Source organism: Sphingomonas cavernae (genome assembly GCF_003590775.1).
Lineage (GTDB): Bacteria > Pseudomonadota > Alphaproteobacteria > Sphingomonadales > Sphingomonadaceae > Sphingobium_A > Sphingobium_A cavernae.
Map to the genome: position 1 here is coordinate 479162 of NZ_QYUM01000003.1, position 23600 is coordinate 502761.

The window sequence follows — 23600 nt, forward strand, 5'->3', positions numbered from 1 at the left end:
TGTTGCAGCCGGCCCCACCGCTCACTATCTGGGTTCCATGAGCGAACCGCTTCCTATCGAAATCACCCCCTCTGCCGCAGCGCGCGTCGCAGCCATTGCTGTGCGTCAGGGCAAGCCCGCGATTCTCAGGCTCGCGGTGGAAGGCGGCGGATGCTCGGGCTTCCAGTATCGCTTCGGCCTTGCCGACAACATCGAGACTGAGGACATCACGGTTTCGCGTGATGGCGTCCAGCTTGTCGTCGATCCGGTCAGCCTCGACCTGGTGCGCGGCTCGGCGGTCGATTTTGTCGAATCGCTTGGCGGCTCGGCCTTCCGGGTGACCAATCCCAATGCGGCTTCCGGCTGCGGCTGCGGATCGAGTTTCTCGATCTGACGCGAAGCGTCACCCTGAACTTGTTTCAGGGTCCATGAACACGATATTGTCAGAACTTGGGCCGCCTGTGTTCATGGATGCTGAAACAAGTTCAGCATGACGGGGCGCGCATTAGCGGCTAATCCTTCGCCCCATGAAAATCGCGACATATAACGTCAACGGCATCAAGGCGCGGTTGCCGCGGCTGCTCGAATGGCTCGACGAAACCAGGCCCGACATCGCCTGCCTGCAGGAGCTCAAAAGCTCCGATGAGACCTTTCCCGAAGCCGACATCCGCGGCGCGGGATACGGCGCGGTGTGGCACGGGCAAAAGGGCTTTAACGGTGTCGCAATCCTCGCGCGCGGTGTCGATCCGGTCGAGGTGCAGCGCGGGCTGGATGGCGAGCCCGAGGATGAGCACAGCCGCTATATCGAGGCGGATGTGATGGGGCTGCGCGTCGCGTCGATCTATCTGCCCAACGGCAATCCCCAACCGGGACCAAAGTTCGACTACAAGCTGCGCTGGCTGAAGCGGCTTCAGGACCGCGCGCGCGCCGTGCTTGCCGAGGAGGTGCCCGCGGTGCTGGCGGGCGACTATAACGTCATCCCCAATGACGACGACGTCTTCAATCCACAGGCGATGATGAACGATGCGCTGATGCAGCCCGAGAGCCGCGCCGCCTTTCGCACGCTGTGCTTTCAGGGCTGGACCGACGCGATCCGTACGCGGCACCCCAATGGCGGGGTCTGGACCTTCTGGGACTATCAGGCGGGCGGCTGGCAGCGCGACGCAGGCTTTCGCATCGATCACCTGCTGCTGAGTCCACAGGCGGCCGATCGCCTTGTCGACGCCAATGTCGACAAGGCGCACCGCGGTCGGGAAAAGGCGAGCGACCACGCCGCGACCTGGACGATCCTGCGCGACATGTAGGAAAGTAGGTTAGGGAAGGTGAGGCCAAGGCCGGGCGTTCGTCGATAAATTTACCCGGATAATATTGACGGATTTTTATCCGGGTAATATATGGGCGTCCGAAAGGATGACCCATGGACAGCACGTGCACCGCCTTTGTCGGCGATATCTGGATCGCAAGCGGCGCGCCCGACGAGGTTCGCGATACGATGCGCAGTTTCGACAATGATCGGGCGGCGGGCGCGCTGCTCGTGTTCGACGACGAAACCGGCCGCCAGATCGATCTCGACATGCGGATGGAGGAACCCGCGCGCGCGCGCGGCCGGCCAAGGCTGGGCGTGATCGCGCGCGAGGTAACGCTGCTGCCGCGCCATTGGGAGTGGCTGCGCACGCAGCAGGGCGGGGCGTCGGTGACGCTGAGGCGGCTGATTGACGATGCGCGCAAGCACCAGGGTCGCGATCCGCGCACGGCGCGTGATGCGACCTATCATTTCCTGTCGGCGATCGCGGGTGACAAGCCGGGCTTCGAGGAGGCGATCCGCGCGCTCTACGCGGGCGACGAGGCGCGATTCAATGTGCTGGTGGGCGATTGGCCCGTGGGCATACGGGATCACGCGCGTTCGCTTGCAGAGGGCGCCTGGAGTTAGGCACATTCAACACACAAAAGGGCCAGCCGGCATCAGCCGCGCTGGCCTCTTGCGTGCGGATGTGCCGTGCTCAATCGTCTTCGGGCTTGGACTGTAGCTGGATGTAGTTCTGCAGGCCCATGCGCTCGATCATGTCGAACTGCTTTTCCAGCACGTCGACATGCTCTTCCTCATTCTCGAGGATCTCGGCAAGCAGGTCGCGGCTGACATAGTCGCGCACGCTTTCGCAATGCGCGATCGCGTCGCGCAACAGCGGGATCGCCTCATTCTCCAGCGCAAGGTCAGCCTTCAGGATTTCCTCGACGGTCTCGCCGATCTTGAGGCGGCCGAGAAGCTGGAAATTGGGTAGCCCGTCGAGAAAGAAGATGCGCTCGGACAGCTTGTCCGCATGCTTCATCTCGTCGATGGACTCGTGACGTTCGAAATCGGCAAGCCGGCTGACGCCCCAATTGTCGAGCATGCGGTAGTGGAGCCAATATTGGTTTACCGCGGTCAGCTCGTTCTTGAGAGCCTCGTTCAAATATTCGATGACCTTGGTATCGCCCTTCACTGTATGCTCCTTTGTCGGGAAGCCATGAATATACGCCCGAACAGGCATTCAGTGAAGCAAAAAAGCGGCGGATTTCTGCGGTTTATTCGGCGAAACTAGTCGCTATTGTCAGGCGGTCGCAAGCTCGGACTTGATAATGCTTTGCGCGAACGGAATGCATTGTCCGCAGCGCGTACGGCGGCCAAGCGCGGCATAGGCGCTGCACGCATTGCGTCCCCCGCCGCTGCGCACCGTTTCGCGCAAATCCTTTTCCCGAATGGCATTGCAGACGCAGACGACCAAGGCGAATCCTCCGATTATGATTCGGAGATAAGGATAATGATAATGGATCGCAATATAGAAATGACGTTCGGGTTGTTTCAGCCGGCGCGATGCGACGAACCGAGCCAGGGTATATCAGTTCGCTGAGCGGCGCATCGGCTGAAGACGGCCGCGCGCGAGCGATCGCCATAGCCATTCGAAGGGCCCATAGGCGAAGCGATCGAGCCAGGGCTTGGACCATAGCAGCATCAACACCCAGACGGCGACCACGAACAGGTACACATTTGCGCGCGAAACCGTGCCGAACAGACCCAGCCCATAGCCATAGAACAGCGTCGTCATGACAATGCTGGTGCCCAGATAGTTGGTGAAGGCCGCGCGCCCCGCCGCTGCGATCCGGGCGACGATCGGGCTGGCGGCAAAGTGCTGGAGAAGCCAGATGCCGAGCGCGGCATGTGCGATGACGAGCACGATGCGGAAAGGCGCCGCCCAGACGAACACCGCCCCGAATGTGGTCAGCGCATCGAAGCCGCTGAGCATGCACCACGCGCACAGCAAGATCATCGGCGGCAGCCCGATCAGGTAGAATCGCATCGCGGTCGCGCGGTAGCGTTCGGGAGCCCACCCGCCCGTCAGAAAGCCGTTCCTGAGCAGCGCCATCCCCAGCAGCATGAGGCCGAGCGTCTCCACCCCCGACATCAGGATCATCAGCAGCGGGCCCGTGACGCGATCGCCAGTGCGGTACCCAAGGATCCCGGCATAATCGCTGCGATATACCGCGATTTCCTTCGCAATCGCGGCGCTTCCCGGAGCGCCGAGCCCTTCGCGCATTGCCTGAAAGCTGGCGATCGCTTGCGCCGTCGCGTCTGGCGCGCTGGCCGCCATCTGCATCAAGATCATCATCGCCAGCATGAAGACCCACAGAAAGAAGCTGAGCGCGATGAAGATGATCCCCCATTTGATGAGGTTCATCGGTTCGCGGTCGCTGAATAGCCAGGCGATGCAGCCGACCACCGCGTAGAGCACGAGAATGTCGCCGAACCAGACCAGATAATAATGCGCCAGCCCGAACAGCAGCAGCCACAGCATGCGCCGTGCATGCACTTTGCCGCCATCCTCGCCCCGGGCCTCGGCACGGTCGACGACGAGGAGCATGCTCGCGCCGAAGAGCAGCGAGAACAGCCCGCGCATCTTGCCGTCGACGAGCACGAAATTGACCGCCCAGACGCCGAGGTCGATCGGGCGCGTGCCCCCCCAGGCGAGCGGGTTGATATAGGCCTGCTCGGGCATGGTGAAGGCGATGACGTTCATCACCAATATGCCCATGACCGCAACGCCGCGGATCGCGTCGAGCGTCAGCAGCCGGGGTGGTGGGGCGCTCGTGCTGTGCATCATTCCTCCCCGCGATCGTCTGCGGGATGTGGACCGTGACCATGCGGTTTGGCAAGTGCTTGCGGCTCCCTCAGGTTTGCGCGACACCGGGCGCGATGACCGAGGGCAGCAACCAAACCGCGTTTTCCGCCACGCTGGCCGGCGGCGGAGCCAGCGACGTGTCGCGCGGCGTCGCGATCGAGGCGCCCGTGGCGATCGAGTTCAACGGCCTTGGCTATGCCGTGATGATGGCGACGCCCGCGTATCTCGAGGATTTTGCCTATGGCTTCGCGCTGTCCGAACGGCTGATCGAGGGCGCGGTCGATATCCTTGATGTGGATATGCACGACACCGGTAGCGGCACGATCCTGCGCGTCCAGCTTGTCGAGGCGCGCGCCGGGCTTGTTGTCGAGCGGGTGCGCCACCGCGTCTCAGAATCGAGCTGCGGGCTGTGCGGGATCGAGAATCTGGAGCAGGCGCTCAGGCCGTTGCCGAAGGTGGCGGGCAGAACCCCTGATCCACAGGCGGTGTTCGCTGCGCTCGGCGCGCTGGGGGAGCATCAGCCGCTCAGCCACGCGACAGGTGCGGTGCACGGCGCGGCGCTCTGCGGCGCGGACGGGACGATCCGGCTGGTGCGTGAGGATGTCGGCCGGCACAACGCCTTCGACAAGCTCAACGGGGCGATGCTGCGTGCGGGGCTGGGCTGGGACGGAGGTTTCGCGCTGCTGACCGCGCGTTGTTCCTATGAACTTGTCGAAAAGGCCGCGCTGGCAGGATGCCCGGCGCTGGTGACGATCTCGGCACCGACTTCGCTGGCGCTGGAACGCGCCGAAGCGGCGGGGCTGGTGCTGCTGACGCTGGCGCGGCCGGACAGCTATCTGGTGGTGGCATAGAGGAGAGGCGGGGCCACTTTCGATGCGTCTCGCCTGCCGTCGGCAATCGCTATCCCGCCGGAACAGCCCCGTCCACTCGGCGAAGAATGTCGCTCACGCGTTCGCGAAGCTCCCCCACCGACGTGTCGACCGCGCCGCGGTTCGCATCGAGCGGCTCAAGCGGCATCTCGGTGTACATCACTCTTCGTTCGGCGAAGACGGGTGGCCGGGATTCGTGCAGCGTGCAGGACAAATGCACCGTCAGGTCGCCCGGCTCGGTCGGCAGCGCCACGACTGGCAGATAGGGCTCAGTCTTGGCGATCTCCACTGGCATGGCGACACGATGCGAGCCCGCGACGACGCGAAGGAGGCCGTTCGCCTCGCTTGTCGGCGTGAGCGCGATCCCGACCGTCATCCGGGCGCAGACATAGGCATGCCGCCCCAAGTGACAGTCGCGGTGAAAGGATACGTCGGACGGTCCGGACTTTACGCCGACCGGCTTGAACAGCGCCTCGATGATGCGACCCTCCACGGGCACGTGCGCGAGCCGGTTTTGGCCGGCGACGATCTGCCGCATGCGCTGCCATGCATCGCTCGACAGGATCCGCGCTGTGGTCGGGGAGTGCTCGATAAATTCCTGGAGCCGGACGCATCGCCGCGAGCCATCGTTCATTCCGGCCCACCAGGATTTTCCGTCGCCCTCGGCATAGTGCGGAAGCGCGCGGTCCATATCCGCCGCGATGGCAGCCATGTCCGCAGGATCGAACCAGCCCCGCAGATGCAGATATCCTGCCTCGCGGAGGAAATGCGCGATCTCGGCCGGGTCGTCCCGGGACGTGAAGGAAGCATTGAGATCGAGGGGCGCGCCCGACCGATCGAGAAAGACAAGCCCCGCTTCTACCGTCGGCCAACCCTCGAGCATCGTTATCCACAGCGAATCCCAGATCGAGATATCGCGAAGCGTGCCGCCTCGGAACTGAAGCGTCCGGGCGACAAGCAAGCCGTTGAAGGTGATCTGGTTCTGGGCCCAGTCCGAAAACTCGGCCGGGGACAGGGTCACGACAAGGGCGTCCTCGACAGTGCCGGGGCGCGCGCAGACGGTCGCGCCGTCCCGCAGGATCGTCCAGACCGATCCATCAACGTCGAGGGAGAGCGGAGGAGCGCTGAGCGCCGCCATCCCGGCAGCCGTCATTGACCCATGTTCGGCGGCCAGCCGCGCGAACTGGCTCGCGAAGAAATCCTGTGCCTGGACGGCTCGCCGCTCGGAATCCCTGCGTGTGCGACGGTCGAGCTCAAAGGTCATGGCGATCTTTCCTGATTGGGCTGTTCATGACAATGCTTCCTGGCGCGAGCCGATCTATGATGCTGTGGATTCCCGTTCCTGTCCGCCGGGCTGGGTGCGCGCCGGAAACAGGGCTGCAACGGTGTCGTCCCACACTGAGACCAGATCGAAAGCGCCATCCACTCGCAGCCACTGCTGGGCCAGCCCATCCAGCAGCGCCAGGATCTGGCGCGCCACAACACGAGGATGCTCGACATGCGGCGCAACCATCCGGGAGAATTCGTCGATCACCATGGCTTCGCGCCGCAGGAAAAAATCATGTGCCGGATGGGCTGGGTCCAGCGCTTCGGCCTGCAGCACCGCGAAGAGACGGAGCAATTCCGGCTGACCCACCTCGCGTTCGACGATGATGCGGAACAGCTTGCGCACGCGAGCGAGCGACAGCACGCCTTGCTGGCTTTCCTCCTGCGTCAGCTCGGCCGTCGCATGTACGATCACCGACTCTCGTCGATCGCGCTCTTCCAGAATCGAGATCAGCAGCCGCTCCTTCGATCCGAAATAATAGAGCAGGCCGCCATTGGTGAGGCCGCAGCGCGCAGCGAGCTCCTGGATCGTGAAACCATGGTATCCGCGCTGCCCGATTACCTGGATGGCAGCGTCGAGGATCTGCTGCCGCCGGACTTCGGGATCTTCGCGGAGCTGCTTGCGAGCGCGACGTGACATGCATATCGTTCCAGTGACTGACCAATTAGTCAATAAGACGCGCGCGGGAGACTGTCAACCGTGGAGGACATGGATCAGGGCGAGAATCGATGAAGGCCACTTTCAAATCGGACAGGCGGCCGGACACTTCGGGCCGCTCCGATGTCAACCGGCGCAATCCGGATCAACGGTCGCACTGGCTCCAGTCGCCGCGCTCGCATGCAGCTACCCTGCGTCGCCAGGCGGCCATCTGGGCTTCGTAGCGCGCGCGGGCCTTGGCATTCGAGCTGCCACGGGCGTTGAGCTTGGCCCGGTCGCGAGCGCCCGTCGATCTGGCCTGTGCGGCGTTGAGTTCGGCGACCCGCTTTCGATCGGCGAGCTTTGCAGCGCGCTGCGGATCGTCGGGCGCAGGATCGGGTGTGCGGGTAACCAGACCCCCGGCGTGCGCGGGTTCTGCGGATGGTGCGAAGGATGCGGCGAGGACAAGCGCCGCCAGCGCAAATCGTGACATTGATGAACCCCTTTTTGCGAGTCAGCCATGCGACAGTACGCGCTATCGGGGCAAGTGTCCGGGGCGGGGCAGGAGAGGCGAGCTGCACCGCCGGCAAGCCCGGCCGAAAGCGGGTTCAGGCGGGCTGGCGGATCTGCTCGATCGCGGCGCGCGCGATCGCGTCGAGCGCGTCGCCATCATAGGCGAGGATCATCGCCTTCATGCGCGGGTCCCAATATCTGAGGATGTGATCGGCGGTGGCGTGCGCCGCCTCGTCGGGGCCTTGGGTCGCCAGATTGCGCGCGATCTGGTTGGCCATGTAGATCAGGCGTTCGAGGCTGTTCACTCGGCCGCCTCCGCGCCGGCGATGCGACGCGAGCGTTCGCTGAGCGCCTCATAGTCCTCCTGCCAGTCGGTCGGGCCGTTGGAGGGGATCACCTGCACCGCGGTCACCTTGTATTCGGGACAGTTGGTGGCCCAGTCCGAATAGTCGGTCGTGACGACATTGGCCTGCGTCGCGGGATGGTGGAAGGTCGTATAGACCACGCCGGGGGCGACGCGATCGGTGATAAGCGCGCGCAAGGTTGTTTCGCCCGAGCGGCTGGCGAGGCGGACCCAGTCGCCATCGCGCACGCCCCGATCCTCGGCATCCTGCGGGTGAATCTCCAGCCGGTCCTCGGGATGCCATGCGGTGTTGGCGGTGCGCCGTGTCTGCGCGCCGACATTATAGTGGCTGAGGATACGGCCCGTGGTGAGCAGCAGCGGGAAGCGCGGACCCGTCTTCTCGTCGGTCGGCACATAATCGGTGACGACGAACTTACCGAGCCCACGCACGAAACCGTCGATGTGCATCACGGGCGTGCCCTTGGGCGCAGCATCATTGGCGGGCCACTGGATCGAACCGAGTTCGTCGAGCCTGGCGAAGCTGACGCCGGCGAAGGTTGGGGTGAGGCGCGCGATCTCGTCCATGATCTCTGACGGGTGGGCGTAATTCCAGTCGAGGTCTAGCGCGCGCGCGAGCTCCTGCGTCACCTCCCAGTCGGCCAGGCCGTTCAAGGGCTCCATCACCTTGCGAACGGGCTGGATGCGGCGCTCGGCATTGGTGAAGGTGCCGTCCTTTTCGAGGAAGGTCGAGCCGGGCAGGAAGATGTGCGCGTAGTTGGCGGTCTCGTTGAGGAAGAGATCGTGGACGATCACGCATTCCATCGCGCTCAGGCCGGCGGCGACGTGCGACGTGTTGGGATCGGACTGGAGGATGTCCTCGCCCTGGATGTAGATCGCCTTGAATACGCCATCGACTGCGGCGTCGAGCATGTTGGGGATGCGAAGTCCCGGCTCGGAATCGAGGTGAACGCCCCAATCCTGTTCGAAGAGCCGTCGTGTTTCGGCGTCTGAGATATGGCGATAGCCCGAAAGCTCGTGCGGGAAGCTGCCCATGTCACACGCGCCCTGGACGTTGTTCTGGCCGCGCAGGGGATTCACGCCAACTCCGGGGCGGCCGATGTTTCCGGTCGCCATGGCGAGGTTGGCAATCGCCATCACCGTGGACGAGCCCTGCGAATGCTCGGTGACGCCGAGGCCGTAATAGATCGCGGCATTGCCGCCCGTCGCATAGAGCCGCGCAGCGTCGCGCAGCTCGGCCGGATCGACGCCCGTGACGGGCGCTAGGAATTCGGGGCTGTGCTGCGGCCGGGAGACGAAATCGGCCCAGTCCTGATACTCGTCCCAGTCGCAGCGTTCGCGGATGAACGCCTCGTCGGCGAGGCCTTCGGTGACGATGACATGTGCCATCGCCGTCAGCACCGCGACATTGGTGCCGGGGCGAAGCGGCAGGTGGTGCGCGGCCTCGATATGCGGGCTGTGCACCATGTCTATGCGGCGCGGGTCGATCACGATCAGCTTCGCGCCCGCTTGACCGTTCTTGGCGCGCAACCGCTGCTTCATCCGGCTGGCGAAGACGGGGTGGCCGTCGGTGGGGTTTGCGCCGATCACGAGCATGACGTCCGCATGCTCGACGCTGTCGAAATCCTGCGTGCCGGCCGAAGTGCCGAAGGTGGTCTTCAGCCCGTAACCCGTGGGCGAGTGGCAGACCCGCGCGCAGGTATCGACATTATTGTTGCCGAAGCCCTGCCGGACGAGCTTCTGGACGAGGAAGGTCTCCTCATTGGTGCAGCGCGACGAGGTGATGCCGCCGATCGAGAGGCGGCCGTACTGCGTCTGTATGCGCTTGAGCTCGGAAGCGGCATACGCAAAGGCTTCTTCCCACGACACCTCGCGCCAGGGCTGGTCGATGCTTTCACGGATCATGGGATTGAGGATGCGCTCGCGGTGCGTCGCATAGCCCCAGGCGAAACGGCCCTTGACGCAACTATGCCCGCGATTGGCCTTGCCTTCCTTCCACGGCACCATGCGGACGAGCTGATCGCCCTTCATTTCGGCGCGGAAGGTACAGCCGACGCCGCAATAGGCGCAGGTGGTGATGGCCGAACGATCGGGCGCGCCGATCTCGGCCACCGCCTTTTCCTGAAGCGCGCCCGTAGGGCAGGCCTGCACGCAGGCACCGCACGAGACGCACTCGGAAGACAGGAAATCATCATCGGCAGTGCCCGCCGAGACCTTCGACTTGAAGCCGCGCCCTTCAATGGTTAGCGCGAAAGTGCCCTGCACCTCGTCGCACGCGCGCACGCAGCGCGAGCAGACGATGCACGCGGCGGGATTGAAGTCGAAATAGGGGTTGGTGCAGTCGAGCGGCACCTCGAGATGATCGGCGCCGGGGCCGTAGCGCACGGTATCAACGCCCGCGGCCTGCGCTTGTCCACGGATCTCGCATTCGCCCGTCGTGCAATCGGGGCAGTCGGCCGGGTGATCGGAGAGATAGAGTTCCATCACGCCCTTGCGAAGCTGCTGGAGCCGGGGCGTGTGGGTGTGGACGACCATGCCCTCGGCAACGGGCGTGGTGCATGAGGCGGGAGTGCCGCGCGCGCCGTCGATCTCGACGAGGCAGAGGCGGCAGGAGCCGAAGCTCTCCAGGCTGTCAGTGGCGCAGAGTTTGGGAATGTCGGTGCCGTTCTCGGCGGCGGCGCGCATCACGCTGGTGCCTGCGGGCACCGTGATCGCGCGGCCGTCGATGCTGAGCGTGACGGTCTGCTCAGCGTTCGAGGCGGGCGTGCCGAAATCGGCCTGTCGCGTGTAGGTCATGCGGCCAATCCTTGCTGGGCCAAGTATAGCGCCAAATCCTCAGGCGTGTTGAGATTGTGGAATATGATGTCGCAGGAAACCTGTCGCACGCCGCTCACGGCGAACCAGCCACGCATCGAACGATCGGGCTGACTAGCGAGATGCCGGTCAAGCGCATCGGCGAGCGATGCGGGCCAGAGACCGAAGATATGCTGGCCTTCGAGGACACAAGCCCCTCCCTTCCAAGGGAGGGGTTGGTGTGGGTGGCGAGCGGAGCGAGCCTCGTTGGCACAAAAAATGGCTTTGCCAGCCGGCGCCGTGGCGCCGGCACCCACCCCTTGCCCCTCCCTTGGAAGGGAGGGGTTGAGCAGGGAAAGCAGATCAGTGGGCACCGGCAGCGTGTCGCACCCAGCGGTGAGCACGGCGTCAAAGCCATTGTCGGCGGCGTAACGCAACGCGGCGCAAAGGCCACCCAAGGGCCCCTGATCGGGAGCGGGCCGGTCGGGGATTGAGATCAGCCCCGGCCATTCGCGGCCGCAGATGATCAGTGCGTCGGTCTGCGCGGCGAGGGCTTCTGCGACATGATCGAGCAGCGTCTTGCCTCCGATCCTGGCGAGCGCCTTGTCACTGCCAAAGCGGCGTGACTGCCCGCCGGCGATGATCGCGCCCAGCACCTTCACCGGAAATCCTCCGGGAAATGATGCAGCGCGCTCAGCACCGGATAAGGCGTGAAGCCGCCCAATGCGCAGAGCGAGCCCGATTTCATCGTCTCACACAGATCCTCGACCAGCGCGATATTGGCGGCGACGTGCTCGCCCGCGATGATGCGATCGATCGTCTCGGCGCCGCGCGTGGAGCCGAGACGGCAGGGGGTGCATTTGCCACAGCTCTCGATCGCGCAGAATTCCATCGCGAATTTTGCTTGGCGCGCCATGTCGACGCTTTCGTCGAACACCACTACACCACCATGGCCGATCAGCCCGTCGCGCGCGGCGAAGGCCTCATAGTCGAAGGGTGTATCGAACAGCGCGCGCGGAAAATAGGCGCCCAGCGGACCACCGACCTGCACCGCGCGAACGGGGCGCCCGCTTTCGGTGCCGCCCCCGATCTCGTCGACCAGCTCGCCCAGTGTGACGCCGAAGGCGGTCTCGAACAGTCCGCCGTGCTTGATATTGCCCGCGAGCTGTATCGGCATCGTCCCGCGTGAACGACCCATGCCGTAATTGGCGTAAGCCTCGGGCCCTTCGGCGAGCACGAAGGGGACGGCGGCGAGCGTCAGCACGTTGTTGATGACGGTCGGGCAGCCGAACAGACCCTTGTGCGCCGGAAGTGGGGGTTTGGCGCGGACCTCGCCACGTTTGCCCTCGAGCGAATTGAGCAGCGACGTCTCCTCGCCGCAGACATAGGCGCCCGCGCCGACGCGGACCTCGATATCGAAGGGTGCGACGATCGCGCGACTGCGCTCGATCGCAGCCTGTATCTTCGTGATCGCGTGCGGATATTCGGAGCGGATGTAGATGAAACCCTTCCGCGCACCAGTGGCGAGTCCAGCGATCGCCATGCCCTCGATCAGGACATAGGGGTCGCCCTCCATCAGCATCCGGTCGGCAAAGGTGCCGCTGTCGCCTTCATCGGCGTTGCAGACGATATACTTGCGTGTTCCCTGGGCTTCGAGAACGGTCTTCCACTTGATGCCCGCCGGAAAGCCCGCGCCGCCGCGGCCGCGCAGGCCCGAGGCGGTGACTGCCTCGACGATTTGCACTGGCGTCATCGCCTGTGCTGCGCGAAGGCCCTTCCAGCCGCCGGTCGCCTCATAGTCCGCGAGGTCGAGCGGGCGGGTCCTGCCCGCGCGCGCGAAGGTCAGGCGCGTTTGCGCCGTGATGAAGGGGTGGTCGGCTATGCGACCGATCGACAGCCTCTCAATGTCATCCCCGTGAAAACGGGGATCCAGTTGGGCATCTGAGCGCGCACCAGCGTCGTCTGGATTCCCGCTTTCGCGGGAATGACACTGGATAATTGCCTCAACGTCCGTCGGCGTCATCGGGCCGTAGCCGATGCCGTCGATCTCGACCAACGGTTCGAGCCAGTGCATGCCCCAGCTCGATACGCGGACGATCTCGGCATTGGGAGCGGCGTAGGCGAAGGCTTCGGCCACCGCATCGGCACCGCAGGCGAGCGCAAGCGCGTCGTCGGAGATCAGGATGCGCATCACAGCGCCTCGATCAGCGCGCCGAGCTTTTGCTCGTCGAGCCGCGCGTGGAGATCGGTTCCGATCATCGCATTGGGGCCGACCGAACAGAGGCCAAGGCAATAGACGGGCTCGATCACCACGCGGTCACGTGCTTTATCCATGGCCCACTTGGCGAGTCGTTCGCTGCCCCGCGCCTGGCAGGCCTCGGCGCGGCAGAGCTTGAGGACGGGGCGTGGCTCGGGCACGGTACGGAAATCATGGTAGAAGCTCGTGACGCCATAGACTTCGGCGCGGCTGAGGTTCAGCGCCTGCGCGATCGCGCGGATCGCATCTTCATCGACGCAGCCGAATGCATCCTGCACATCATGAAGGATCGGAAGCAACGGGCCTTCGCGTTTCCCGTGACGGGCAATGATGCGGTCGAGTTCGTCTGCGTTCAACCAAGCCGCTCCGCGTGCCAGCGCACATGGTCTTCCATGAAGCTGGAGATGAAGAAGTAGCTGTGATCATAGCCCGGCTGCATGCGGAGCGTGAGCGGAATCCCGGCCTTGTCGCACGCGGCCTTGAGCAGCGCGGGCTTGAGCTGATCGGCGAGGAAGGTGTCGGCATCGCCTTGATCGACGAGGATTCCGGGCACGCGAGCGCCGCCCTCGATGAGCGCGGTGCTGTCATATTGCCGCCAGTCGGCGCGGTTGGCGCCGATATAGCCCGTTAGCGCCTTTTCGCCCCAGGGACAGTTGAGTGGCGAGGAGATCGGCGCGAAGGCGGAAACGCTCTTGAAGCGATCGGGATTCTTGAGCGCGATGGTGAGCGCGCCATGTCCGCCCATCGAATGGCCGGTGATGCCCTGCCGGTCCATGTCGGCCGGGAAGTTCGCGGCGATGATGCCGGGCAGTTCGCTGGTGATGTACGAATACATCCGGAAATTGGCGGACCAGGGATCCTCGGTGGCATCGACATAGAAACCGGCGCCTTTGCCGAAGTCATAGCCCTCTTCGTCGGGAACGTTTTCGCCGCGCGGGCTCGTGTCGGGGCAGACGAAGATCACGCCCATCTCGGCGCAGATCCGCCGATATTCGCCCTTTTCCATGACATTGGCATGGGTGCAGGTGAGCCCCGAAAGATACCAGAGCACTGGCAGCTTCGCGCCCTCCGCATGCGGCGGGACATAGACCGCGAAGACCATGTCCGTACCCGTTTCGGCGGAGGCGTGGGCGTAGACGCCCTGCACTCCGCCGAACGCCTTGTTCGTCGATACCGTATCGAGCGTCATGCTCACTGCGCCGGACGGAACAGCCCGCAGAGCTTGTTGCCCGCGGGATCGCGCAGATAAGCGAGATAGAGCTTGCCGAAGCCGCCCTCGCGCATGCCCGGCGCGTCCTCGCAAGTGGTGCCGCCATTGGCAACGCCTGCCGCGTGCCACGCGTCGACCTGTTCGGGGGAGGCTCCCGCGAAACCGACAGTGCCGCCATTGGCATGGCACGCGGGTTCGCCGTTGATCGGCTTCGAGATCATGAACAGCCCGCCATTGTGCATGTAGATCACGCGGCCCTTGTCATCGACCATGCCGGGTTTCGCGCCCAGCGTGCCGAGGACGGCGTCATAAAAGGCCTTGGACTTTTCGATGTCGTTCGAACCAACCATCACATGTGAAAACATGGCATCCTCTCCCTTGTCAGCCGCTACTTCTGCGGCATCTACCACTCAATCGTCATGCTGAACTTGATTCAGCATCCACGAACACCGTCTCGTCATGTCCTGCACCGCCTATGTTCATGGACCCTGAAACAAGTTCAGGGTGACGGTCCGGGGAGGCTCGACGCTGTTCAGTAAACCACGACGCTGCGGATGCTCTCACCCGCATGCATCAGATCGAAACCCTTGTTGATCTCTTCGAGCGTCAGCACATGCGTGATCATCGGGTCGATCTCGATCTTGCCATTCATATACCAGTCGACGATCCTGGGCACGTCGGTGCGGCCCTTGGCACCACCGAAGGCGGTGCCCTTCCACACGCGGCCGGTGACGAGCTGGAAGGGGCGCGTCGCGACCTCTTTGCCCGCTTCGGCGACGCCGATGATGATGCTCTCGCCCCAGCCGCGATGGCAGCATTCGAGCGCGGTGCGCATCACCTCGGTATTGCCCGTCGCGTCGAAGCTGTAATCGGCGCCGCCATCGGTGAGCGCCAGAACCTCGGCGATCACATCCTCGCGGCTCTTGCCCTTGCCGTTGATGAAATGCGTCATGCCGAACTTGCGGCCCCATTCCTCACGGTCGGGGTTGATATCGACGCCGACGATGACGTCCGCGCCCACCATCCTGGCGCCCTGGATCACGTTGAGGCCGATGCCGCCCAGCCCGAAAACGACGACCTTTTCACCCACCTGCACCTTCGCGGTGTTCACCACCGCGCCGACGCCGGTGGTGACGCCGCAGCCGATATAGCAGCTCGTCTGGAAGGGCGCGTCGTCGCGGATCTTCGCGACCGCGATCTCGGGCAACACGGTGAAGTTGGAGAAGGTCGAACAGCCCATATAGTGGTAGATCGGCTGCCCCTTGTAGCTGAAGCGCGTCGTGCCGTCGGGCATCAGGCCCTTGCCCTGCGTCGCCCGGATCGCGGTGCACAGGTTGGTCTTGCCCGAAAGGCAGCTTTTGCACTGGCGGCATTCGGGGGTGTAGAGCGGAATGACGTGATCGCCGGGCTTGACCGAGGTGACGCCGCTGCCCACCTCTCGCACGATCCCCGCGCCCTCATGGCCGAGGACTGATGGGAAGATTCCCTCGCTGTCGAAGCCGTCGAGCGTATAGGCGTCGGTGTGGCAGATGCCCGTCGCCATGATCTCGACCAGCACCTCGCCGGCCTTGGGGCCTTCCAGATCGAGTTCGACGATTTCGAGCGGCTTCTTCGCCTCGAACGCGACGGCGGCGCGGGTCTTCATGGGCGCGGGTCCTTTCGGATGGAATGAGGTTTCCCGCTGCTTGCCGCCAATGGGGTATACTTGGCAAGAGCGGAACCCGGATTTTATACAGTCGTATAACAAGCGCGGGCAGGGGGTGCGTCCTGCTCGGCCTTGGCGTGTGCGCCGTCAGCCTTTAGGGGGGCGTGCATGCTTCGTCTTTCCGGACTCGCCCTGCCGCTCGATCATGCTACTGAGGCGATGCCTGAGGCGATCTGCAATCGGCTGGGCATCGCGCGTGATGAACTGCGCGGCTGGACGGTCTTCAAACGCGGCAACGACGCGCGCCGCAAGAATGCGATCCAGCTCATCTATACGCTCGATATCGAGCTTGCCGACGAGGCGGTGGTGCTTGCGCGTTTTGCGGGCGACAAGGATGTGCGCTCCACGCCCGATATGCGGTACCGCTTCGTGACGCATGCGCCCGAGGGGTGGTCGGGGCTTCGGCCCGTGGTGATCGGCGCCGGGCCGTGCGGTCTTTTCGCCGGACTGATCCTGGCGCAGATGGGTTTCCGCCCGATCATCCTCGACCGCGGCAAGATCGTGCGCGAGCGGACCAGGGACACCTGGGGCCTGTGGCGTCGGGCCGAGCTCAATCCCGATTCCAACGTGCAGTTCGGCGAGGGTGGCGCGGGCACCTTTTCGGACGGAAAGCTCTATTGCCGGGTGAAAGATCCGCGCTTCCTCGGCCGCAAGGTGCTGGAGGAATTCGTCAAGGCGGGCGCGCCCGACGACATCCTCTGGGAAGCGCATCCGCATATCGGCACCTTCCGCCTCGTCACCATGGTCGAGAGCATGCGGCGGACGATCGAGGAACTGGGCGGCGAATATCGCTGGCAGACGCGCGTCGACGATCTGGAACTCGAACGGTTGGCCGACGGAAAGCAGCGGTTACGGGGTTTGCAACTGCACGACGGCAGCTTCCTCGAGGCCGATCATGTCGTGCTCGCGGTCGGCCACAGCGCGCGGCCGACATTCGAGATGCTGCACCGGCGCGGTGTTCATATGGAGGCCAAGCCCTTTTCGATCGGTGTCAGGATCGAGCATCCGCAGAGCTGGATCGATCACGCGCGCTTCGGCAATTGCGTCAATCATCCCGATCTGGGCGCGGCGGCCTATAGCCTGTCGCACCACTGTGAAAACGGGCGGACGGTCTACAGCTTTTGCATGTGCCCCGGCGGGCGCGTGGTCGCGGCGACCTCGGAAGAAGGGCGCGTCGTCACCAACGGCATGAGCCAATATTCGCGCGCCGAGTTCAACGCCAATTCGGGGCTGGTCGTCGCGATCGATCCGGCGCGCGACTATCCCGATGGACCACTGGCGGGCATCACCCTTCAGCGGCATTGGGAGGATCTGGCCTTCATTGCCGGCGGCTCCTCCTATTGGGCGCCGGGACAGAAGGTGGGTGATCTGCTTGCGAGCCGTCCGTCCACCGAACTGGGTGAGGTGATCCCCTCCTATAAGCCCGGCGTGACGATGACCGATCTGTCGCAATGCCTGCCGCCCTTCGTGATCGAGGCGTTTCGCGAGGCTTTGCCCGTCTTTGGCCGTAAGATCGCGCGCTATGACCATCCTGATGCGGTGATGACGGGGGTGGAGACGCGGACCTCGTCACCCGTGCGGATCACGCGCGGGGAGGACTTCCAGAGCCTCAATGTCGAGCAACTGTTCCCCGCGGGCGAGGGCGCGGGCTATGCCGGCGGTATCCTTTCGGCGGCGATCGACGGCATCAAGGCGGCCGAGGCGGTAGCGCGCAGCATCATGGCACGATGACGCGGGTGGCCCGCCGCTCCGCGTAGGCAGAAGCGACGGGCATTTGGGTAGCGTGATGCTCACGCCGCCCGGTCAACGCTCTGCGGCGCTATGTGGCTCGGCCAACATCAGCAGGTGCGTCGCATGATCGATGAAGTGCGGATCGGTGCTGTAGGCGTGCTCGAGTTTTTCGAGATCGGCATGAAAGGGATCGGCCTCTGCGCCCTCCTCGGGATTCCAGCGCGGATCGGGCGCGAAGCGGCTATGGAACAGGTCGAGGCCGCACAGCCGGGTGATGCCAATGTGCGGTGCGAACAGCATGTCGAGTTCGTGTGCCGCGAAAAGGTGCGAGCTGAACTCGATATGCTGCCCGTCGGCCAGGTCGATCGCGAGCCGGTTGGTGCGATGGTCCTGACGGAATGTGATGGCACGTTCGACATGGTCGACGAAAATCGAGGGCTGGCTGCCTACGGTGCGCACGCTGACCAGCAGCGCACCACGCGTGACGCGCGCGAGTTCGGCGGACACTGCAGGCTGGTGTTCCATCTCGACATGGTTGAGCACGCCGTTGAGGCACAGGCACAGGTCTACCGATCCCGTCGCTTCGGGGAGCGGATCGGTCATGTCGGCGGTTTCGAAGCGCAGGCGTAGGCCCGCATAGTCTCGCAGATCATTGGCGCGCATCCGCGCAATCGCGATCTGCTCGCCCGAAATGTCGAAACCGCGCGCCTCGATTTGCGGAATGCCGAGCGCCCAGGCGCGCGCGACGACGCGGCGCAACCAGGTGCCGGGTCCGCATCCTACGTCCAGTACGCGCAGCGTTTCGCAGCCCGCCTCGGCAAGCGCGACGAGCCGCGCTTCGATCGCCGTCCAGATCCTGCGGTCGCCATAGGAATAGCGCCCGCCGAAATCGAACAGGTCGCGCCCTGGCCCGTCGGCATAGGTGAGATAATGGACGCCGGCACTATCATATGCGCGGGCAATTTCGGCATGCACCCCCGATTTGCGGCGCGAAGTCAGGGTGAGAACTGAGTGGGAAGCCATAGGATACTCCACAATTGGCATTGGCCGCATGGAGTTAGGGCTGGTCCGCATTTTGGCTCAAGATGTGCGGAACACGGCTGGCATATGGATTGCGTAGGATTCGGGGCCGGGCGCGGCCCGGCCAATGTGGAGCAGAAGCGTTCAAGCCAGCGCTGCGGCCGTTTTCGCATTGGCGGTGATCTTCGTGACGTCGGGTGCGCCCTGGGGCACGATCCAGCTTCCGCCGACGCAGAGCACCTGATCGATCGAAAGCCAGTCGGGCGCGGTCGCTTCGGTGATGCCGCCGGTAGGGCAGAAGCGGCAATTGCCGAACACCGCGGTCAGGCTCTTGAGCGCGGGGGTGCCGCCATTGGCCATGGCGGGGAAGAATTTGAAATGCGTCAGCCCGAGATCGAGGCCGCGCATCACATCGCCGGCGTTCGCGGTGCCGGGAAGGAAGGGGATGCCGCTCGCGACAGCGGCCTTGCCGAGATTTTCGGTGAGGCCGGGCGAGACGATGAACTGCGAACCCGCGTCGATCGCGGCCTTCAGGTCGTCGGGATTGAGCACGGTGCCCGCGCCGACGATTGCGCCTTCTACCTTCGCCATTTCCTTGATCGCATCGATCGCGCATTCGGTGCGCAGCGTGACTTCGAGCACCCTGAGCCCGCCTTCGACCAACGCCTCGGCGATCGGCCGCGCATGCGCGATGTCCTCGATCACGAGCACGGGTATGACAGGCGCGGTGCGCATGATGGTTTCGATGGGCTTCATGGTGTCAGGGCTCCTGCTTTGATGTCATCCCCGCGAAAGCGGGGATCCAGAGACGTCCGTGCGGGCGCCAGTCATCGTCTGGATTCCCGCTTTCGCGGGAATGACAGGAAAGGTTTTGGCGGCGTTGGTCACAATTCGGCGAGCGCGAGCATCGCCGAACCGCCACGTTCGGCCTCATCGGCGCCGTGGCGCATCAGCGCGAAGAGCTCGCGTCCGGTGCCCATCTCGACGGGCGGACGCGGCGCGGGCTTGCGGGCCTGCCAGATCTCGTCGTCGACCAGAGCCTCGATCTCGCCGGTATTGGCGCTGACGCGGACGATATCGCCGTCGCGCAGCAACGCGATCGGACCATCGCACCAGCCCTCGGGGGTGAGATGGATCGCGGCAGGCACCTTTCCGCTCGCGCCCGACATGCGGCCGTCGGTGACGAGCGCGACGTTGAAGCCCTTGTCCTGCAATACGCCAAGCGCCGGGGTGAGTTTGTGGAGTTCAGGCATGCCATTGGCCTGCGGGCCCTGGAAGCGGACGACGACGACGACATCGTGTTCGAGCTCGCCCGCCTTGAAGGCCGCAAGCACCTGATCCTGGTCGGAGAAGACACGGACTGGCGCTTCGATCGTCCAGCGCGCCTCGTCGACCGCGCTCGTCTTGATGACCGCGCGGCCGAGATTGCCCTGCAGCAGCCGCATACCGCCATCGCGGCGGAAAGCGCTGGCGGGTGGGCGCAGCATCGTGTCGTCGCGCGTCTCGGCGGGGGCGTCGATCCAGGTGAGCGCGTCATTCTCCAGCGCGGGTTCCTGACCATATGGATCGAGCCCGCCCGTCCAGACGGTCATGATGTCGCGGTGAAGCAGACCCGCGGCGAGCAGCTCTCGAATCACGAAGCCCATGCCGCCCGCGGCGTGGAAATGGTTCACGTCGCCCGCGCCATTGGGATAGACGCGCGCAACGAGCGGCACGACCGCGGACAGGCGGTCCATGTCCTCCCAGTCGATGATGATCCCCGCCGCACGCGCTATAGCGGGGAGGTGGATGGCGTGGTTGGTCGATCCGCCCGTCGCGAGCAGGCCGATCGCGGCATTCACGACCGCCTTTTCATCGACGCAGTGACCCAGCGGGCGATAGTCATTGCCGTCCCAGCCGATCTCGGTGACGCGGTGGACCGCAGCGCGCGTCAGTTCCTGGCGGAGTTTCGTGCCCGGATTGATGAAGGCGGCGCCGGGTACGTGGAGCCCCATCATCTCCATCATCATCTGGTTGGAATTGGCGGTGCCGTAGAAGGTGCAGGTGCCCGCGCCATGATAGGATGCGGCCTCGGCTTCGAGCAGTTCGTCGCGGCTCGCCTTGCCTTCGGCATAGAGCTGGCGGACGCGCTGCTTTTCCTTGTTGGCGAGGCCCGAGGGCATCGGGCCCGCGGGGATCAGGATCATCGGCAGATGGCCGAAGCGCAGCGCGCCGATCAGCAGGCCGGGGACGATCTTGTCGCAGATGCCGAGCAGCGTCGCGCTTTCGAACATGCCGTGGCTGAGCGCTATTGCCGTACCCATCGCGATATTGTCGCGGCTGAACAGTGAAAGCTCCATGCCGAGCTGGCCCTGCGTCACCCCGTCGCACATTGCTGGAACGCCGCCCGCGACCTGCGCGGTCGCGCCCTTTTCACGCGCAAAGACCTTCATCTGCTCGGGATAGCGACCATAGGGCTGATGCGCCGAGAGCATGTCGTTATAGGCGCTGACAATGCCGATGTTCATCGCCTTGCCGCTGCGGATGACAGCCTTGTCATCTGCCGCAGCCGCGAATCCGTGGGCGAGGTTGCCGCACGAGAGCGTGGGACGGTGGACGCCCTTTTCGCGTTCACGATCGAGCAGCTCGAGATAGGCGGTCCGCCCTTTTTTCGAGCGGCTGATGATGCGGTCGGTGACCGCCGCGATTTCGGGGTGGATCTTGGTCATTTCGGCCCCCCCGCACCATCGTCATGCTGAACTTGTTTCAGCATCCATGCGCACGCCGTGCCGTGGATGCGGTTTTGGCATGGACCCTGAAACAAGTTCAGGGTGACGGGGAGAGGGGCAGTGCGTGTCATTCGTCGAGCCAGTGGATGTCGATGGCCTGCTCGGCGTCGGCGAGTACGCGGCCGACGGGGACATTGGAACTGGGGCCGTCGTTGATCGCCTTTTCGAGCAGCTTGCGCTTTTCCTTACCGGTGATCGCGATCAGGATTGTACGTGCGGACAGGATCGAGGCGCGGCTGAGCGTCACGCGCGCGACAGGCGCCTGAGAGGGCAGCGGATCGGGCATGACGCCGAGTGCGCGGCGCGCCTTGGGTCCGTTCAATGCCTCGTCGAGGTCGGGGCCGGGGAAGATCGAGGCGGTGTGGCCGTCCGCGCCCATGCCGAGCCAGACGAGATCGATCGGCCAGTGCAGGTCCTGCAGTCGCGCATCGGCGGCATTGCCCGCAAGCTTGTGATCGGGGTTCTCGGTGCCGATCGGCAGCACGCGTGCGCCGAGCGGCAGGAAGGCGCGCGCGATCGACGCGACATTGCTCATCGGGCTGTCGACCGCGACAAGGCGATCATCGGTGGGGATGATCGTCACGCTCTTCCAGCGCAGTTTTTTTTGCGCCAGCTTTTCGAACACGGGCAGGGGTGTCTTGCCGCCGGGGAAGGCGACGAGCGCCTGACCGCGCGCATCGAGCGCGCTTTCGATGATGAAAGCTATGTCGCCGGCGATCGCCTCGGCCCATTCGTCGGCGTCTTCATAGTCCCAGAATTCGGCCTCAATCATGCCAGCTAACTCCATCACGTTCCGTAAGCGCGATTGCGGCCGATGGGCCCCAGCTTCCCGCGCCATATTGCTTGGGTGTCATCCCGTTCGCTGCCCAGCCGGCGCGGATCGCATCGACCCATTCCCACTGCGCCTCGACCTCGTCGCGGCGGACGAACAGCGTCGGATCGCCCTCGATCAGGTCGAGCAACAGCCGCTCATAGGCGATCCGCCGCCGCGTGCCAGCAAAAGCGCTGGTGAGCGAAAGATCGAGCGGGACCTCGCGCAGCGTAATACCCTCGCGGTCGAGTCCGGGTTCCTTGGCCATGACGAGCAGTCGAATATATTCTTCGGGCTGGAGGCGGATGACGAGCTTGTTTGCGGTCAGCCGGCCGCCGCGCTTCGCGAAGATCGAATGCGGCACTTTCTTGAACTGGATGAAGATTTCGGACTGGCGGTTGGGGAGCCGCTTGCCCGTGCGGAGGTAGAAGGGCACGCCCTGCCAGCGCCAGTTGTCGACATGCGCCTTGATCGCGACAAAGGTTTCGGTGTCCGAAGGCTTGCCGAGCTCGTCGACATAGCCGGGAACCGCTTCGCCCTTGCTCGCGCCCGCGCCGTACTGGCCGATCACTGTGTGTGTGGCAGCGCTGTCAGAGTCTATCTTCCGGAGCGAGCGGAGCACCTTGACCTTCTCGTCGCGCACCGCGGTCGCATTCAGGTCCGCCGGCGGCTCCATCGCTACGAGCGACAGAAGCTGGAGCATGTGGTTCTGCACCATGTCGCGGAGCGCGCCCGCGCCATCATAGAAGCCGACGCGGCCTTCGAGACCGACCGTTTCCGAAACGGTGATCTGGACGTGATCGATGCCATTGGCGTTCCACAGCGGCTCGAACATCATGTTGGCGAAGCGCAGCGCGAGCAGGTTCTGGACGGTTTCCTTGCCCAGATAATGGTCGATGCGGAAGGTGCGTTCCTCGGGAAAGGCCGCGGCCACGGCATCATTGATCTCACGCGAGGAGTCGAGATCGGTGCCAAGCGGCTTTTCGAGCCCGATACGGACATTGTCGCCGGCGAGGCCCGCCTTTTGCAGACCCGCGATCGTGGGTTCGAACAGCGAGGGCGCGGTCGACAGGAAGATCGCAATTCCGCCCGAAGTATCGCCGATCTTTTCAGCGAGCGCGGGAAAGCCGTCGGGCTTCGAGGCGTCGAGCGGCTGGTATTTGAGCCGTTCGAGGAACGTGGCGAGCAGATCACCATTCTTGCGATCGGCGGGGAGGAACTCCTCCAGCGCCTTCTTCGCAAAATCCTGCCATCCGGCATCATCGAGCTCGCTGCGCGCCGTGCCAACGATTTGCAGGCAATCCTTGATCAGCCCGTCGGCGTGAAGCGCATAGAGCGAGGGGAGGAGCATGCGCCGCGCAAGATCGCCGGTCGCACCGAAGAGCAGAAGGGTTTCGCAGGCCATAGGGGAGGCGTCATTCCCCATGCTTTCCCCAGCGTCAACCGCGCGTGCAATTTTTTGGCGG

The 23600-nt window shown here is 64.4% G+C and carries 24 protein-coding genes; 5 read left to right on the forward strand and 19 right to left on the reverse strand.

Annotated elements, in window-relative coordinates:
• Positions 1-37: 37 nt before the first annotated feature.
• The 3 genes from erpA to D3876_RS10025 all read left to right on the forward strand — a co-directional run bounded on the left by erpA (position 38) and on the right by D3876_RS10025 (position 1909).
• Positions 38-373, forward strand: a complete 336-nt coding sequence (gene erpA, locus D3876_RS10015) for an iron-sulfur cluster insertion protein ErpA (protein ID WP_119761856.1) — start codon at positions 38-40, stop codon at positions 371-373.
• 133 nt (positions 374-506) lie between these two features.
• On the forward strand, positions 507-1283 hold the full coding sequence (gene xth, locus D3876_RS10020) for an exodeoxyribonuclease III (RefSeq protein WP_119761857.1): 777 nt from the start codon (positions 507-509) through the stop codon (positions 1281-1283).
• Between the two features lie 113 nt (positions 1284-1396).
• The gene (locus tag D3876_RS10025) at positions 1397-1909 is read left to right on the forward strand and encodes a DUF2239 family protein (protein WP_119761859.1); all 513 of its coding nucleotides are present in this window, start codon (positions 1397-1399) and stop codon (positions 1907-1909) included.
• A 70-nt stretch (positions 1910-1979) separates the two neighbouring features.
• Here the strand turns inward: D3876_RS10025 and bfr are convergent, their stop codons facing one another.
• The 3 genes from bfr to D3876_RS10040 all read right to left on the reverse strand — a co-directional run bounded on the left by bfr (position 1980) and on the right by D3876_RS10040 (position 4112).
• Positions 1980-2459: a bacterioferritin gene (gene bfr / locus D3876_RS10030; RefSeq protein ID WP_119761861.1), complete on the reverse strand. Its 480-nt coding sequence runs from the start codon at positions 2457-2459 to the stop codon at positions 1980-1982.
• Positions 2460-2567: 108 nt separating this feature from the next.
• Complete coding sequence (locus D3876_RS10035) at positions 2568-2741, reverse strand: (2Fe-2S)-binding protein (RefSeq protein WP_119761863.1); 174 nt, start codon at positions 2739-2741, stop codon at positions 2568-2570.
• 114 nt (positions 2742-2855) lie between these two features.
• Complete coding sequence (locus D3876_RS10040) at positions 2856-4112, reverse strand: DUF418 domain-containing protein (protein ID WP_119763695.1); 1257 nt, start codon at positions 4110-4112, stop codon at positions 2856-2858.
• 95 nt (positions 4113-4207) lie between these two features.
• Between D3876_RS10040 and fdhD the strand changes: the two genes are divergently transcribed.
• Positions 4208-4984, forward strand: a complete 777-nt coding sequence (gene fdhD, locus D3876_RS10045; RefSeq protein WP_119763697.1) for a formate dehydrogenase accessory sulfurtransferase FdhD — start codon at positions 4208-4210, stop codon at positions 4982-4984.
• Between the two features lie 49 nt (positions 4985-5033).
• Here the strand turns inward: fdhD and D3876_RS10050 are convergent, their stop codons facing one another.
• The 11 genes from D3876_RS10050 to D3876_RS10100 form a co-directional block, all read right to left on the reverse strand.
• Positions 5034-6140 carry a phytanoyl-CoA dioxygenase family protein gene (locus D3876_RS10050; protein ID WP_220475451.1) on the reverse strand — a complete coding sequence of 369 codons (1107 nt, stop codon included), beginning with the start codon at positions 6138-6140 and terminating at the stop codon, positions 5034-5036.
• A 180-nt stretch (positions 6141-6320) separates the two neighbouring features.
• Positions 6321-6968, reverse strand: a complete 648-nt coding sequence (locus D3876_RS10055; RefSeq protein ID WP_119761866.1) for a TetR/AcrR family transcriptional regulator — start codon at positions 6966-6968, stop codon at positions 6321-6323.
• A gap of 163 nt (positions 6969-7131) precedes the next feature.
• Positions 7132-7458, reverse strand: coding sequence for a hypothetical protein (locus tag D3876_RS10060; protein WP_119761867.1), 327 nt, complete (start codon positions 7456-7458; stop codon positions 7132-7134).
• Positions 7459-7573: 115 nt separating this feature from the next.
• Positions 7574-7783: a formate dehydrogenase subunit delta gene (locus tag D3876_RS10065; RefSeq protein ID WP_420801953.1), complete on the reverse strand. Its 210-nt coding sequence runs from the start codon at positions 7781-7783 to the stop codon at positions 7574-7576.
• A complete protein-coding gene (fdhF, locus tag D3876_RS10070; RefSeq protein ID WP_119761869.1) occupies positions 7780-10635 on the reverse strand; it encodes a formate dehydrogenase subunit alpha in 2856 nt (951 codons plus the stop codon). Before fdhF ends, D3876_RS10065 begins: the two co-directional genes overlap by 4 nt.
• Positions 10632-11294, reverse strand: a complete 663-nt coding sequence (locus tag D3876_RS10075) for a molybdenum cofactor guanylyltransferase (RefSeq protein ID WP_119761871.1) — start codon at positions 11292-11294, stop codon at positions 10632-10634. Before D3876_RS10075 ends, fdhF begins: the two co-directional genes overlap by 4 nt.
• Positions 11291-12823, reverse strand: a complete 1533-nt coding sequence (locus tag D3876_RS10080) for an NADH-ubiquinone oxidoreductase-F iron-sulfur binding region domain-containing protein (protein ID WP_119761873.1) — start codon at positions 12821-12823, stop codon at positions 11291-11293. Before D3876_RS10080 ends, D3876_RS10075 begins: the two co-directional genes overlap by 4 nt.
• A complete protein-coding gene (locus D3876_RS10085; protein WP_119761875.1) occupies positions 12823-13245 on the reverse strand; it encodes an NAD(P)H-dependent oxidoreductase subunit E in 423 nt (140 codons plus the stop codon). Before D3876_RS10085 ends, D3876_RS10080 begins: the two co-directional genes overlap by 1 nt.
• The gene (gene fghA, locus D3876_RS10090) at positions 13242-14078 is read right to left on the reverse strand and encodes an S-formylglutathione hydrolase (RefSeq protein WP_119761876.1); all 837 of its coding nucleotides are present in this window, start codon (positions 14076-14078) and stop codon (positions 13242-13244) included. Before fghA ends, D3876_RS10085 begins: the two co-directional genes overlap by 4 nt.
• 2 nt (positions 14079-14080) lie before the next feature.
• Positions 14081-14464 carry a VOC family protein gene (locus D3876_RS10095; RefSeq protein WP_119761879.1) on the reverse strand — a complete coding sequence of 128 codons (384 nt, stop codon included), beginning with the start codon at positions 14462-14464 and terminating at the stop codon, positions 14081-14083.
• A 167-nt stretch (positions 14465-14631) separates the two neighbouring features.
• The gene (locus D3876_RS10100; protein ID WP_119761880.1) at positions 14632-15744 is read right to left on the reverse strand and encodes an S-(hydroxymethyl)glutathione dehydrogenase/class III alcohol dehydrogenase; all 1113 of its coding nucleotides are present in this window, start codon (positions 15742-15744) and stop codon (positions 14632-14634) included.
• Positions 15745-15912: 168 nt separating this feature from the next.
• On the opposite strand from D3876_RS10100, the gene D3876_RS10105 reads away from it, so the two are divergent.
• The gene (locus tag D3876_RS10105; RefSeq protein ID WP_119761882.1) at positions 15913-17535 is read left to right on the forward strand and encodes an NAD(P)/FAD-dependent oxidoreductase; all 1623 of its coding nucleotides are present in this window, start codon (positions 15913-15915) and stop codon (positions 17533-17535) included.
• Positions 17536-17607: 72 nt separating this feature from the next.
• Here D3876_RS10105 and D3876_RS10110 read toward each other — a convergent pair whose 3' ends face one another.
• From D3876_RS10110 to zwf, 5 genes are all read right to left on the reverse strand, one after another.
• Entirely contained in the window at positions 17608-18558 is a 951-nt protein-coding gene (locus tag D3876_RS10110) for a class I SAM-dependent methyltransferase (RefSeq protein ID WP_182911974.1), read from the reverse strand.
• A gap of 141 nt (positions 18559-18699) precedes the next feature.
• Complete coding sequence (gene eda / locus D3876_RS10115; protein ID WP_119761885.1) at positions 18700-19311, reverse strand: bifunctional 4-hydroxy-2-oxoglutarate aldolase/2-dehydro-3-deoxy-phosphogluconate aldolase; 612 nt, start codon at positions 19309-19311, stop codon at positions 18700-18702.
• 128 nt (positions 19312-19439) lie between these two features.
• Positions 19440-21263, reverse strand: a complete 1824-nt coding sequence (gene edd / locus D3876_RS10120; protein WP_119761887.1) for a phosphogluconate dehydratase — start codon at positions 21261-21263, stop codon at positions 19440-19442.
• A 127-nt stretch (positions 21264-21390) separates the two neighbouring features.
• Complete coding sequence (gene pgl, locus D3876_RS10125) at positions 21391-22095, reverse strand: 6-phosphogluconolactonase (RefSeq protein WP_119761889.1); 705 nt, start codon at positions 22093-22095, stop codon at positions 21391-21393.
• Entirely contained in the window at positions 22088-23539 is a 1452-nt protein-coding gene (gene zwf, locus D3876_RS10130) for a glucose-6-phosphate dehydrogenase (RefSeq protein WP_119761891.1), read from the reverse strand. Before zwf ends, pgl begins: the two co-directional genes overlap by 8 nt.
• Positions 23540-23600: the final 61 nt, after the last annotated feature.